The 14029-nt window shown below is 64.0% G+C and carries 12 protein-coding genes; 8 read left to right on the forward strand and 4 right to left on the reverse strand.

All coding sequences use genetic code 11. The features are described 5' to 3' along the window. Positions 1–148 precede the first annotated feature (148 nt). From ACPPVV_RS11705 to ACPPVV_RS11730, 6 genes are all read left to right on the forward strand, one after another. Complete coding sequence (locus ACPPVV_RS11705) at positions 149–2386, forward strand: TIR domain-containing protein (RefSeq protein ID WP_426700063.1); 2238 nt, start codon at positions 149–151, stop codon at positions 2384–2386. A gap of 36 nt (positions 2387–2422) precedes the next feature. Further along, the gene (locus ACPPVV_RS11710; RefSeq protein WP_426700064.1) at positions 2423–2857 is read left to right on the forward strand and encodes a hypothetical protein; all 435 of its coding nucleotides are present in this window, start codon (positions 2423–2425) and stop codon (positions 2855–2857) included. 55 nt (positions 2858–2912) lie between these two features. Further along, positions 2913–3077: a hypothetical protein gene (locus ACPPVV_RS11715; protein ID WP_426700065.1), complete on the forward strand. Its 165-nt coding sequence runs from the start codon at positions 2913–2915 to the stop codon at positions 3075–3077. A 140-nt stretch (positions 3078–3217) separates the two neighbouring features. After that, entirely contained in the window at positions 3218–4909 is a 1692-nt protein-coding gene (locus tag ACPPVV_RS11720; protein WP_426700066.1) for a hypothetical protein, read from the forward strand. Between the two features lie 140 nt (positions 4910–5049). After that, positions 5050–5892 carry a class I SAM-dependent methyltransferase gene (locus ACPPVV_RS11725; RefSeq protein WP_426703227.1) on the forward strand — a complete coding sequence of 281 codons (843 nt, stop codon included), beginning with the start codon at positions 5050–5052 and terminating at the stop codon, positions 5890–5892. A 159-nt stretch (positions 5893–6051) separates the two neighbouring features. After that, positions 6052–6597, forward strand: coding sequence for a peroxiredoxin (locus ACPPVV_RS11730; protein ID WP_426700067.1), 546 nt, complete (start codon positions 6052–6054; stop codon positions 6595–6597). A 66-nt stretch (positions 6598–6663) separates the two neighbouring features. Here the strand turns inward: ACPPVV_RS11730 and bla are convergent, their stop codons facing one another. Further along, the gene (bla, locus tag ACPPVV_RS11735) at positions 6664–7569 is read right to left on the reverse strand and encodes a subclass B3 metallo-beta-lactamase (protein WP_426700068.1); all 906 of its coding nucleotides are present in this window, start codon (positions 7567–7569) and stop codon (positions 6664–6666) included. Positions 7570–7607: 38 nt separating this feature from the next. On the opposite strand from bla, the gene ACPPVV_RS11740 reads away from it, so the two are divergent. Both ACPPVV_RS11740 and ACPPVV_RS11745 read left to right on the forward strand, forming a co-directional pair. Continuing rightward, positions 7608–7871, forward strand: coding sequence for a helix-turn-helix transcriptional regulator (locus ACPPVV_RS11740; RefSeq protein WP_426700069.1), 264 nt, complete (start codon positions 7608–7610; stop codon positions 7869–7871). 284 nt (positions 7872–8155) lie between these two features. Continuing rightward, complete coding sequence (locus ACPPVV_RS11745) at positions 8156–9427, forward strand: DUF3472 domain-containing protein (protein ID WP_426700070.1); 1272 nt, start codon at positions 8156–8158, stop codon at positions 9425–9427. 80 nt (positions 9428–9507) lie between these two features. Here the strand turns inward: ACPPVV_RS11745 and ACPPVV_RS11750 are convergent, their stop codons facing one another. From ACPPVV_RS11750 to ACPPVV_RS11760, 3 genes are all read right to left on the reverse strand, one after another. After that, positions 9508–12417 carry a ligand-binding sensor domain-containing diguanylate cyclase gene (locus ACPPVV_RS11750; RefSeq protein ID WP_426700071.1) on the reverse strand — a complete coding sequence of 970 codons (2910 nt, stop codon included), beginning with the start codon at positions 12415–12417 and terminating at the stop codon, positions 9508–9510. A 388-nt stretch (positions 12418–12805) separates the two neighbouring features. Continuing rightward, positions 12806–13075 (reverse strand): hypothetical protein, encoded by a 270-nt coding sequence (locus ACPPVV_RS11755; RefSeq protein WP_426700072.1) that lies wholly within the window; start codon positions 13073–13075, stop codon positions 12806–12808. After that, a complete protein-coding gene (locus ACPPVV_RS11760) occupies positions 13072–13872 on the reverse strand; it encodes a DUF899 domain-containing protein (RefSeq protein WP_426700073.1) in 801 nt (266 codons plus the stop codon). The genes ACPPVV_RS11755 and ACPPVV_RS11760 overlap by 4 nt, the downstream gene beginning before the upstream one ends. Positions 13873–14029 lie beyond the last annotated feature (157 nt).

Raw genomic sequence — 14029 nt, forward strand, 5'->3', positions numbered from 1 at the left:
GTGTGATTTACATCACATTTTTGGTGGTATCTTCCCGTTTGTCCGTCAGTCGTCAGGGGCCTACGGCTGGCTGAGGTTCGACCTCCCGTCGAGTCACCGGATATCCCGGCAAGGGATTGCGTCACCTTCTGCACGAGTGCGATGTGTGATGACCCAGGCGCCCGCGGCACCGGCTTTCCGGTATCGCGCCTTCATCAGCTACAGCCACCAGGACAGGTCCTGGGCTGGCTGGCTGCACAAAGCCCTGGAAGCCTACGTGGTGCCGAAGCGGCTGGTCGGACAGACCACCGCTGCCGGCGTGACGCCAAGACGACTCTCCCCGGTCTTTCGCGATCGCGACGAACTGGCCAGCGCCACCGACCTCGGCAACAAGGTCAATCAGGCGCTGGCCCAATCGGAGTGTCTGGTAGTGATCTGCTCACCTCGCGCGGCAACCTCGCGCTGGGTCGATCAGGAGGTGCTGGCGTTCAAGCGGCTCGGCCGCAGCGAACGGATCTTTTGCCTGATCGTCGACGGCGAGCCCGGCGCCTGCGAGCTGCCCGGGCGTGAGGCCGAAGAGTGTTTTACACCGGCGTTGCGCCACTCGCTCGGAACCGATGGGGCACTGGGCGCCGCCCGCACCGAGCCGATCGCCGCCGACGTCCGGCCCGGCAAGGACGGCAAGACCAACGCCAAGTTGAAGCTGATCGCCGGCATGCTGGATATCGGCTTCGACGCGTTGAAGCGTCGCGAAATGCAGCGGCGGACCCGACGGGTTGCCGCCGTGGCCGTGATCGCACTGAGCGTGATGACCGTGACCACCGCGCTGGCAATCGCCGCGGTGATCGCCCGCAATGCTGCAGTGGCGGCGAGTCTCGCTGCCGAGCGTCGGCAGAAGCAGGCCGAGGACCTGGTCGATTTCATGCTGGGCGACCTCAACGAGAAGCTGGCGCAGACGTCGCGCCTGGACATCATGGAATCGGTCGACGATCAGGCCATGAATTATTTCCAGTCGATGCCGACCGTCGACGTCACCGACGAAACGCTGGCGCAACGCGTCAAGACACTCGAAAGGATCGGCAGCATCAGGCTGGATCAGGGCCACGTGCTGGCGGCGATGGCATCCTATCAGGCCGCCCTGAAACTGGCTGCGCCGCTTGCCGCTGGCGCACCTGCAAACGTCGCGCGGCAACTGGCTTGCGCGGAGGTCTGGGCGTTCATCGGCATGACCCACTGGCGCCAAGGCGAACTGGATGCCGCGCAGCAGAGCTTTGCCGCGGCGCAAGCCCTCCTCCAGCGCGCGCATCGGTTGGTCCCCAACGAACCCGCGCTGCAGTTCCAGCTCGCGACGATCGACAACAATATCGGCCACGTGCTGGAAGCACGCGGTCAGCTGGACGAGGCGCTGACCCAGTACGCCAGCATGCTGCCGTTGATGCAGCAGCTGATCGCGACGCAGCCGGGTAATACCGAATGGATGTCCTCGCTCGGTTCGGCCTATAACAACCTCGGCAGGCTGGCGCTGATGCGTGGCGAACTGGCCGCCGCGGTGGCGCACTACAAGGCCGACGACGCCATCGAGACGGCGCTGGCAACGCGTGATCCCAAGGACGTGAGCCAGCGCGACAACATGCTCACGGTGCGCGCAATCCTGGGGCGCACGCAGGCGCTGACCGGTGACCTGAAAACCGGCATGAGCAACCTGCAACAAGCCGTCGATATCGCCACGCAGCTGAGCACGGTCGATCCCAGCAATACCGATTTCCGGGAACATGCGGCGCTATACGCCATCCAGCTGGCCCGCTTGCGGCGCCTGAGTGGTGACCTGCCCGCCGCCACCGCGCTCACCGCTCGGGCGCTGAACACCTTCGCGGCGCTGACTACGCAGGACCCCGCCAATACCGCCTGGCAGCGCGAGTTTGCCGAGGCGCAGCTCGAGCAGGCCGCGCAATCGCGCGCCGCGGGCCGGATCGACGCATCGCGAATGCAGTCGAGCGAGGCACTGCGAGCACTGGATCCGATGCTCGCCAGACAACCGGAAGACCGCGCCACCTTGCTCGCCACGGCAGGCGCACGGCTGTCGCTTGCCGCGGTGGAGGATGCGTCAGCCGCACGGCCAAGGCGCGAGGACGCACTGCGCGCGATGGAAGCGGCGAAAAGCGGCCGCGACGACCCGCGCCTGCTGGCCCTGCAGGTCGAAACACTGCTCGCACTCGGCAAGACGGCCGAGGCACAAACCATGATCCGGCGGCTGTGGAACAGCGGTTACCGCGATGCCGCGCTGTTGCAGATATTGCAGCGCGAACGGATCCACTACCCGGTCAATACCGCATTCCAGCGAGAGTTGCTGGCGGCATTCGGCGGCAACGCCGGATACGGGCGAGCAGGCGCAACCAAGGCTCAGTGACCGCCACGTTTGAATCCTCCAGCACGGGAGTTCCTCATGCGAAATGTTCTGATCGTCTCACTCGACAATGACACCCACCCCACCTGCCTGAGCATCGACGAGAAAGGCAACGCGAACTGCGTCAAAAACAACAAGAACTGGCAGACCATCCGCTGGACGCTCTCCGGCAAGGCTGCCCACGGATCGTTCAAGGCGCAGACCCGTACGAAGCCGGGCTTTGCCTGGGCACCCTTTCGCAAGCCGCCGACGGGAATTTTCAGCGACCCCGTGCTACGCCATGGCGACACGGTGCTGACCCTCGCCGTCCTCAACGACTACAAGGGCGACCCCGGCAGCATCCAAACGAAGGGCGAATTCATTTATCAGTTGAGCGTCACGGTCGACGGGAAGACGTACCAGTCCATCCTCAAGCCGGGAGCGCGCGTCCCCAAAACGAGAACCACCACCAACCCGAGAATCAAGAACACCTAGACGGCATCGCACGCGATGCCAGCCATACCTTCCATCACTGCGACAGGAGAACATCATGTCAATGACCGGCAATGAAGATCAGGACGCCCCGGACAGCAGGGAAGAACAGAACAACCCGGCGCGGAAGCCGGAACAGGAGCAGGAGTCCGAGCGGCGCGCATCCGAGTCGCGTACACCCACTCCACACGTCACTACCGTGCCGAGGATCAAACCCAGCTAGGGCGCGCCAGCGTCATGCCACCGATCAGGCAGCAGGTCGGACCGGTGGCATGCAATGGCACATGGCAAGGCCCGCGACCGGCCTTGCGGTAGCGCGCACTGCCTTGTTGATCCGATAACCATCCTCGTCGGAAGCCGCCCATGACGCCCCTGATTATCGGTGTCACCAGCCATCGCAATATCCCCATGCACGAGATCGAGCCGATCCGGCAGCGCGTGAGGCAGTTCTTCGCGCAGTTGGGCCGCGACTTTCCCGGCCTTCCGCTGATGGTGCTGTCGGAGCTGGCTGAAGGTGGCGATCAATGGGTCGCGCAGGAGGGGCTGGCGGCCGGCGCACGCCTGATTGCACCGCTGCCGTTGCCGCGGGACATCTACGTGGACGACTTTGCCGATCCGTTGGCGCGGGCAAGTTTCGATGCACTGTGCAGCCGGGCAGAAATCGTGTTGCTGCCCGGGCTGATGAAACAGCCGCGCCACGCCATCGGATCGCCGGGCCTTGCGCGCGATCGCCAGTACGCCAAGGCCGGCGTCTACATCGCCAGTCATTGCCACATCCTGCTGGCGATCTGGGATGGAAAGACGGCCGGCCAACTCGGCGGCACCGCGCAAATCGTGGACTACCACCTCACCGGCGCCCTGCCCGGCCTGATCGACCGCCATCGTGATACGCGCCATGTGCTCGCCGGTGGCGACGAAAGCCTGCTCTATCACATCGTCTGCTCACGCGATCGGGCCGACGGCGCACCCGCGGCCGGCCTGCAATCACTGCAGGCGGGCTGGCGCAGCGCGGAAGCCCCGACCATCCACGACGAATTGCCGCCGGAGTTCCAGCTGATGTTTGCGCACATGGCCGAGTTCAATGCCGACTCCCGCAAATACGCGGACCAGATTGACGCCACGCCAACACCAACGCATGCCGTTCCATCGAGCGCCACCGTGACCATCGACCACACCTTCAAGGCGGCGGACTGGCTGGCGATGCACTTCCAGAAGCGCGTGCTGCTGGCAATGCGAGTGGCCTATACGCTGGCCGCACTGATGGGCATCGCCTTCACCTTCTACGCGCACCTGCCCGCGCAGGACTATCTGATCTACCTGTTCCTGCTGCTGTTCGCCAGCGGCGGTTTCGTGGCAGTACTGGCGCGTCGCCGCGGCTGGCACCGCAAATACCTCGATTACCGCGCGCTGGCGGAAGGCCTGCGCATCCAGTCGTGCTGGCGGCGGGCGGGCATCCTGGCCAGCGTCGACCACGAGTTTGCGCACGACAACTTCCTGCAGAAGCAGAACATCGAACTGGGCTGGATTCGCAACGTGATGCGCGCCGCCAGCCTGTATCCCCCGGCCAGACCGGACGAAGCCACGCCGGCAGCACTGGCGGACGTCATCGCCGAATGGGTGGGCGAATCCGGAAAGTCCGGACAGCTGCACTACTACGAGTGCAAGACCGTCGAGCGCACCGGTCTGCACCACGTCACCGAAACGGTCGGGTCGATCAGCCTGTGGGGCGGCGTGACCATCAGCGTGTTCCTCGCTGTTTTCGCACTCGCGTTGTCGCCCGAGACGAAGGTGCTGCTGGTGATGATGATGGCCGTGCTGTCCATCGTCGCCGCCGTGCGCGAGGCTTATTCCTATCGCAAGGCCGACAAGGAACTGATTCGCCAATATCGCTTCATGCAGCGCATTTTCAGCGGCGCGCGCGCCGCGCTGGACCGCACCGACGATCCCGTCCAGCAACGCGAGATCCTGCTGTCGCTGGGCGATGCCGCCCTGACCGAACACGCCGAGTGGACACTGATGCAGCGCGAACGGCAGGTGGAGCACAGCAAGCTGTAACAGGCAGGCACATCCACCGGACTGCGGCTCCCATGACATCTGAACCCAATGACTTCCCCGTCCGTGGGTTACGATGCCGACCCATTGTGGCGTCGCATCAGCTGCGGAGTCGCGCCATGCATTCCAGGAGACTGTCACCCGTGTTGCATTATTCCGGCCCCCTGCTCACGCGTCCGACCGCCGAAGCGCTGCTGGCTGCACGCGATGCCGGGGCCGATGAATGGATTGGCTCACTCGACCTGGGGCGTTCGAGCGACCAAGCACTGCTTCGGGCCGACACATGGCAATGGCGTGGACAGCACCATCCGTATCCGCACAAGCTGAAAGACCGCACGATCTATTACCGCGATGGCGATGAGTTCGCACCGGTGTCGCGCTATGCCGACTCGCTGATCAAGCTGGTGCCTACCGAATGGGGTGCGCCCACGTTCGAGATCGACGGTATCAAGATGCTGCCGACCGCGAAGGAATCGCCCTTCGAGGATGCGCGGCGCAAGGTCGCCCTGGTCGAACCGCAGGGCAAGGTGCTGCTGGATACCTGCGGCGGCCTGGGCTACTTCGCGGCATGTTGTCTGGAAGCCGGCGTGGCGCGCATCCACTCGTTCGAGAAGAACGCCGACGTGCTGTGGTTGCGCACGCTCAATCCGTGGTCGCCTGATCCCGATGCCCCGGAAAGCAGCTGTCGCCTGCAGCTCACCCATGCCGACGTGTCAGAGGCGATCACGCAGATCGCCGACGCGTCGATCGACGCCTTGCTGCATGACCCGCCACGCTTCGGCATCGCCGGCGAGCTGTACTCGCAGGCCTTCTATGACCAGCTGGCGCGCGTGCTCCGCCGCGGTGGCCGCCTGTTCCACTACACCGGCAACCCGAACAAACTCACCAGCGGTCGTGACGTACCGCGCGAAGTGGCCAAGCGGCTGGAGAAAGCCGGCTTCAAGGCGCAGCTGGCGCTGGACGGGGTGTTGGCGATACGTCGTTAGGCAGCGCGACAAGACCGTTGCGCTACATCGTGGGCTGCACGTCGAGGGCCCAGACCACTTTCGCGATACAACCGAAGCCGGGTTCCTTGCGCCGCGCATCCATCCAGGTGGTTTTGGCGTATAAATCGACTGCCCTCCTCCTTGCCCAGGCATCACTCCATGAAATCCTCGATGAAGCTCGCTGCTCTCGCTGTTGTGCTTGCCGCCACCCTGGCGTCACCCGCCTTCGCCGCCCTGAAGGAAGGCACGCAGGCACCCGACTTTTCCGCGCCCGCCTATCTCGCCGGCCAGCCGTTCACCTTCAAGCTCGCCGACGCACTGAAGCAGGGTCCGGTGGTGGTCTATTTCTTCCCGGCGGCGCACACGGCAGGCTGCAATGTCGAAGCCCATCTGTTCTCGCAGGCCATCGACCAGTTCAAGGCACTGCATGCCACCGTGATCGGTGTCACCGCAGGACACACCAGCGAGCTGGCGGATTTCTCGAAGGAAACCGAGCATTGCAGCGGCAAATTTCCAGTCGCCGCCGATGAGGGCGCGAAAATCGCCAAGGAATACGACGCCCTGCTATTGATGAAACCCGGCTGGTCGGACCGCACCTCGTACGTGATCGCCCCCTCGGGCAAGATCACCCACGTCTACTCGGCCCTGAGTCCCAAGAAACACGTCCAAGAGACACTCGATGCGGTGAAAGCGCTCGAGAAATAGAGACGGATTCGCAGGCAGGTATCCGTATTTGTCTCAAATCGTGAGGGCCGCCGGCAGTCGATGCGATCACTTCGTCCTGGTGCCCTGCTCCTGCGCCAGCCTGGCGTCCAGCTTCGTCGTGGCCGTTGCGGCATAGGCCCGACACGCCCCGGTATCGATCAGCGGAGCGACATCTGTATCCGACTTGCGCCGCGCCACTTTTTGCCAGAAATTGCTGGCATCGGGGTGCGGCGTAAGCAGAATGTCGCAGGGCAACGCGGCCACGGTGGCGATCGCTTGGCGGAAGGCCGCGACGCGATCCGGATGGTCACTGAAACGGAAACCGGGAGCGCTGACCGCAGTGAGGCTGTCGGCATAGACCATCCGCGAACAGCGCTTGTCAGCACATGAAGTCCAGGTCCACGAGGTGCTGCCCTGCGTGTGGCCCGGCGTGTAGTGCGCGGTGATTGCCACGCCACCCAGCCGCACGACCTCGCCGTCGCGTACCACGCGCACATGGTGCACCGGCGGATAGTCGGAGATCGAGCCGTATTGCGGATCGTCGCGGTCTGCTCCGCCCAACGCCATCTCGTGTGTGCCGTTCGCGCTGGCCAGCACCTGGGCACCGCTGTCGCGCTGCAGCGCGGCGATGCCGCCGGCGTGGTCGGAATGGGCGTGCGAATTGAGGATCCACTTCACGTCGCGCACGTGGAATCCGAGTGCACGGATGTTTGCCTCGATCACCGGCGCCGACTCCGGCAGGTCGCCGTCAAACAATGCCAACCCTTGCCCCGTGTCCAGCAGCACCGAGGACAAGCCATAAGGCCCCACGTACCAGGTATTGCCGTAAATGCGGAACGGCTTCTGCGGTGCGTTCCATTGTCGATGGTCGATGGCATGGGACGGCTTCGTCGAAGGCGATTCCGCACGGGCGGCGACCGGCAAGAGCAAGCCCAGCATCAGCGCAGCACCACTCAGCAAGCGTACGGACATGGGGAAAAACTCCGTCGTCGTTCGTAAGGCGCGCAGCATTGCCGCCGAGCCTGACCCTCGGCAGGCGAAATCCTGACACTTCGGGGACAACGGCGCGCATCCAAGGAAACCACGCCTGGCCCATCGAGTCGACGACCGATGACGTCCGCCTGCAACGCTTCCTCGCGCAGAACCTGACGCAGGCCGGCCTCACGCGCCAGACGATCGCCGCGATCGAGCTGGGGCTCTATTCGCCCTCGCTGGAGATCGCCTTCCGCATCGCGAAGATTTCCATCGAAACAAAACCGCCTGTCGATCCGTGAGGGGGGCCCGCTGCCTGTCGCCCAAAAAGTAGTTGTCAAGCGAAAGTTTTTTTGAGACTCTTCTTTTATATTCGAATTCTTTCGAATATCGTCTATTTTTGACAAATTACGAAATAAGAAATGAAAAGCAACATATCTGTCATTACGAAGCTTGTGTTGTGACCCGCAGCCAGATCCGCACCTGACTGCTCATTTCCGCTGTTGGCCGACCATTTCCGGGACGATTCGAACCAGGCACGGCATGGAACGAGGCATCCCTTGATGCACCACCCTTAGGAGGGGTCATGAAACATCTTGCTTACGGCTTTGCTGGGCTACTGCTTCTTCTCTCGTGCCGCGTTTCCATGGCAGCGGATACCGCCACGACGGTTCCGCTCGGCGGAAATGCCTACGTTACCCATCCCTCGCCTACCAACGAAGAGGTGATCAGTGATGCCGGACTGGGCAATTGGGACTCGAAACAGGCGGTTGTCAGCGTCTATTTCGACGTCAAGAAAGCGGGGCAGGTTCAACTGGCCCTGGTCGGTGCACTCAATGGCGCCAGTCATAGCCAGGTCATGGTCTCCATTGGCAGGCAGACGAAGCTAGTGCAGTTGTCGAGCACGTCGCCGGGCCCGTTCCCTGTCGGTACGTTCTTTATCGACAAACCCGGGTACGTGAAGGTCGATCTGCAGGGCCGCTATACCGACGGCGGCTATTTCGGCGACATCTCCGGCCTGCAGATCCAGGGAAGCGCCGTCGATGGCGGCACGGTGTTCGCCAACGACCCGGCCAACTTCTACTGGTCGCGACGCGGACCTTCCGTGCATCTTGCCTTCGACGTGCCGGACAACACGGAGTACTTCTACAGCGAGGTCACCGTGCCCAAAGGACAGGATCCGGTCGGCTCGTACTACATGGCCAACGGCTTCGATACCGGCTACATGGGTATCCAGGTCAACTCGCCGACGGAGCGCTGGGTACTGTTCTCGGTCTGGGACTCCCCCACCGCGCCGACCACGCTCGTGCGAAAGGGTCCCAACGTCATCACCAACGATTTCGGTGACGAAGGCACCGGCGGGCAGAGCCATCTGGTTTTCAAATGGACGGCCGGTACCACCTACCGCTTCCTCACACAGGCCCAGCCTGACGGCAACGGCAATACGGTCTACACCTCGTGGTTCAGTGCGCGGTGCATTGGCAGGCAGGACGACAGCTGCAAGTGGCAGCTCATCGCTTCGTGGAAATATTATGGAACGTCCACCTATTTCAAGGGCGTCTACTCGTTCCTTGAATCCTTTGACGCCGATCACGGCTACATCGGCCGCTCCGCGCTTTATGGCAACGAGTGGGCGGTGACCACCGACGGCAAATGGAGCGAGGTGAAATCCGCCTACTTCGACACCGACCCGACCGGGCTCAACGCGCAGCGTCTCGACTTCGCAGGTGGTGTCATCGGCCCCTTGTTCTATCTGCGCAACGACGGATTCTTCAGCAACTCGACGACCTCGGGCCAGACGTTCCAGCGCACGCCCGCGTGGATCCACCCGAACGTTGACCTGAGCAAGCTGCCGTAAAAGTGAGTATCGAGGCGGGACGGACTGGCTCTGTCCCGCCTCGATCGGCAAACGCAGTGATCCGCTTTCGGTCCGAGCGATCACCCCGGGTGATCGAGCCCGCCCCCGACGCGATTCCGTCCATTCGCCTTGGCGCGATACAACGCCTCGTCCGCGCAGCGCAGCATCTGCTCCGGCGAGTCCATGGCCGTGGGCACGAGGGCGGCGATGCCGATACTGATGGTCACGTGGGGCGCGGTGTCGGAGCTGCGATGTTCGATCGCCAGCGCACGAACGGCCTCCAGCATGTATTGGGCGATCTTGGCGGCTTCGATGACATCGCATCCGGCGAGCAACACGGCGAACTCTTCACCGCCGTAGCGCGCGGCCAGATCCGTCTCCCGGCGCAGCACGCCGGTCAGCGCCCCTGCGACGGCGGTCAGCGCAGCATCGCCTGCCAGGTGGCCGTATGTATCGTTGTAGGACTTGAACGCGTCGACGTCGCACATCAGAACAGCCATGGGCGTGCCGCTCGCCGCATGCCGGTCCAGAACCTCGCGCAGTCGCTGGTTGAACGCCCCGCGGTTCGCGATGTGCGTGAGGCCATCGAGCCCGGCGACGCGCTTGAGCTCGGCGTTTGCATTGCGCAGCGCCTCGGTACGCTGGGCAACCTCACGGGTAAGCTCGCGCTGCCGCTCGTGCAGGCGCCATACGCGCAACCGGTACACCGCGGCGAGCAGTCCGATCACCGTAATGGCGACGAGGGTGCGGAACCACCAGGACTCGTACCAGCTCGGAACGATCGTGAAGGCCACGCTCGCACCATCGGTGTTCCACACCCCGTCGTTGTTGCTCGCGATCACCTTGAACACATAGTCGCCGGCTGGAAGATTGGTGTAATAGGCAATGCGGCTGCCGCCGGCATCGATCCAGCCACGGTCGAAGCCTTCGACGCGGTAACGGTATTTCACTGCGGCAGGCGCCACGTAGCTCATCGCGGCATAGTGCAGTTCGATGCGTTCCACGCCGGGACCGATCCGGCCGACATGAGCCGGCGCAGCGTCCCTGCCGTCTACCAACACGCGTTCGATCGCCACCGGCGGGCGCATCCGGTTCACGCGTTGGTGCTTCGGATCAACGATGACCACGCCGTTGGCCGTGCCGAACCACATGCGCCCATCACGCGTGCGCCACCCCGGCGTCTGCGAGGCACCATTGGCCTGCTGTGAAAGCATGCCGTCGTTTTTGCCGTACCAGTGAGGTTCGACCTGCGCCACCGTGCCGTGGTCGAGTGCATCGATGTCCGCCCGCGCGAGCCGCGCGATGCCGCGGTTCGAACTCATCCAGAAGTGGCCTTCGTCGTCGTCGAGAATCGCGAACACCGCATCGCCGTAGAAGCCTGCCCGCCGGGTGAAGGCCTGCACCGTCTGTTCCCGAATCCGCATGAGGCCGACGCTGGTACCGAGCCAAAGATCGCCATCCGGTTCGGGGTGAAACGCGAACACGCTCATGCCCGGCAGGCCATCGGTGCCGCAGCGGTCGACCCGTCCGTCGTGCAGGCAGCGCAAGCCGCTGCGCTCGCCGATCCACAGACGTCCGATTGGATCCTCGTACAGCGCACGCGTGTCGTCGCCGTGCGTGCCATCGACCACGCTGACCTTGTTTCCCGTGATCTTCGCCACGCCTTGCAGCGTGCCCACCCACATGCCGCCATCGCGACTGGGCGCGAAGGCAAACACGATCGTGCCGGGCAAGCCGTCGCCGATGCCGAAATTGCGCACCGTGCCATCGGGCGCGATCCGGCTCACGCCTTCGGTCGAACCCACCCAGAGGTTGCCGGCAGCGTCGGCCACGATGGCGCGCAGCAGCAGGCTCGGCAGCTTCGCATTGATCGTCTTCGCCGGCACGAGCACCTGGTCGTCGTAGCGCGCGAGCCCCGCACCATCAGTACCGACCCAGAGGGTGCCGGCGTGATCCTGGTACACGGCGCGCACTGCATTGGAGTCCATTTTCCCGGTGACGGTGATGAGCTTCGAGTCGCTGAAGCGATGCACGCCACTTGACGTCGTGCCCATCCAGAGATTGCCTTCGCGATCCTCGAACATCGACCGGACCGTCTCGCCCACCAGGCCGCTCATCGTGTTGTCGCAATCGAAGCGCGTGGTGGTCAGCCTGCAGATGCCCATGCCGAGCGGTGCAAACCACATGCTGCCATCGCGGTCGCCGAACAGGGAATAAATGCGCTTCGAATCCAGTGCGGCCACGCGTGGATCGCGCTCGAAGCGTCCGTGTCGGTAGCGTACCGGCCCGGCCTGGGTGCCAACCCACACCACGCCGTCGTGATCGATCGCGAGACTGTAGACGGCGTTGGTCGGCAGACCTCGTTGGGTGTCGAACGTCTCGACCTGACCGTCATGCCAATGCACGACACCGACGCCATCGACGGCGATCCACACCCCGCCCACCGCATCGGCCACGATCGCGCGATAGAACCCGCGCGGTGGAAACCCGCTGGCCTCGCTGAGCAGGCCGATGCCCGAATTGCCCATCCGCGCGACACCGGCGTTGGTGGTCAGCCAGAGCGCGCCGCCCCTGCCCTGCACGATGCCGAACACGCTCTTGATGTTTGCCGGCAGCGCCACCGGTTCCAAGTCGCGCTCGCGGCTGCGGTAGAGCCCGCCGTTCAACGTACCGATCCACAATGTGCCATCGCGGTCGACACAGACCGCGGTGATCGCCGTGCTCTTCAGCGCCGGCGCCACGCGCGGGTCGATGGTGTCGAATTCCGCACCGCTGTGATGAACCAGGCCGCCGTAGGTCGCCAGCCAGATCGAGCCATCCTTGCGTTGCGCAATGGATAGCACCGTTCCCTGCGGCAACTGGTTCTCGTACCAGACGTGGGTCAGCTGTCCGATGGCACGATCGGGGTCGAGCGCGCGGACCGGCGTTATCGCCAGCAAGCCACACAGCACCAGGACGAGCGATCCCCATCCCCCGACAAGACGATTCATGCGCAATCCAACCGCTCCCCCTGCGATTCGGCCCGCCCCGCGACGCACCATCCGGCAGCGCGCTCGTCAGCCACGGGCCCGGACGACCAATGTGTGAACTATGGCACATTCGGGTGAGCCCAGCCGTCAAACGGCTGTGGATTTACCTGCCTTTTTCGATTGCCACGATCCAACAACATCGAGCTCGAGGTCAGCCTGTCGGAAGTGTATTTTGAGCCAGTGGGATGCATGGAGTCCGGCGCTTCCACCGTGTGCCGGGACCAGCGTGGCGAGGATGCGACTCGACTCGCCAAAGGAGGTTGCGCAAACCGTGGGTCGGGAGCTGAAGCACTTCGGGAGTCGCACCCAGAAAAGATCGAGTGGACGACCCGTTTCCAATGCGCCCGGTTTAATGCGCTGTGTTTCGACCCGCGCGGATCAGCTTCAACCACGGCGCTACGTGGAAGGCGCTCATCAACGCGTACATCGCGACCATCCCGCTCAGCGGCGACGCGTTACCGCTGGAGCAAAGCATCTCCGCCGGCCCGTCGCCCAGGACAGCGGCCAGCAGCGCCATGATGGCGAAGGTCGGCGACGCCGCGAGGGTCAACCCGTCGGCAGCCCTGAGCGCGAAGGTGTTCCGACGGACGGTGACGCCGCCGGAACAGTCCTGACTCATGGCTTCGCACTCGCCGGCGGGTTCCGGAACGTCGCCTCTCCGGCATCCGACACCTCGACCCACTTCTTGTCGGGCGCCGCGTCTGCGACGTAGTTGTCATGCCAGTTCCACCACTTGTAGGTCGGGGTCTGCGGATAGCCCTCGGGTGAGTCTTCCCAGACCTCCTGCCGCCCGAGCGGCGTGATGTCGAGGTAGTTCCAGGTGCTCCCCATCTGCTCGTCGCCACGGTTGTTGAGGTAGTAGGTGCGGAACACGCGGTCGCCATCGCGGTAGAACACGTTGGTGCCGTGCCATTCATCCACCCCGAAGTCGGCGTCGAAGCTGTCCGTGAGGGTAAACCACGGCATCTCCCAGCCCATTCGCGCCTTCAGCCGAACGATGTCCGCCTGAGGCGCACGCGAGACGAAGACAAGCGTGGTATCCCGCGCATTCAAGTGGGCGGGATGGGCGACCTGGTCGGCCACCAGCGAGCAGCCCCGGCAGGCGTGTTCCGGCCAGCCGAATACCCCCGGCTCAAAGAAGGCACGGTAGACGATCAGCTGACGCCGACCATCGAACAGGTCGAGCAGGCTGAGCTTGCCCGTGGGTCCCTCGAATGCATACGCCCTCTCCACGGCCGTCCACGGCATCCGCCGGCGCTCGGCGGCCAGCGCGTCACGGGCGCGGGTCTGGGCCTTCTCCTTTACCAGCAACTGCTGGCGCGCCGCTTCCCAAGCCTGGGGCGACACGATGGGCGGGGTGTCCATGGCGGTCTGTCCGCCGTTCCGGTCGTTCCCGGATGATGTGGTCTTGGTCATTGCAGCCTCCAAATGGCGATGGGTTCTCATGGCATCGGGCGGAAGCGATTCCATTCGCAATGCTCGTTCGCCGGTCGGGAGACAGTTTCCGCGCCAGCGTCGAACAGGGGGAGTGACAAGTGTGGCGTGATTCAGGTCTAGACGATGTCAGGACCGA

It is taken from the genome of Rhodanobacter sp. Col0626, from assembly GCF_049994385.1.
Classification (GTDB): domain Bacteria; phylum Pseudomonadota; class Gammaproteobacteria; order Xanthomonadales; family Rhodanobacteraceae; genus Rhodanobacter.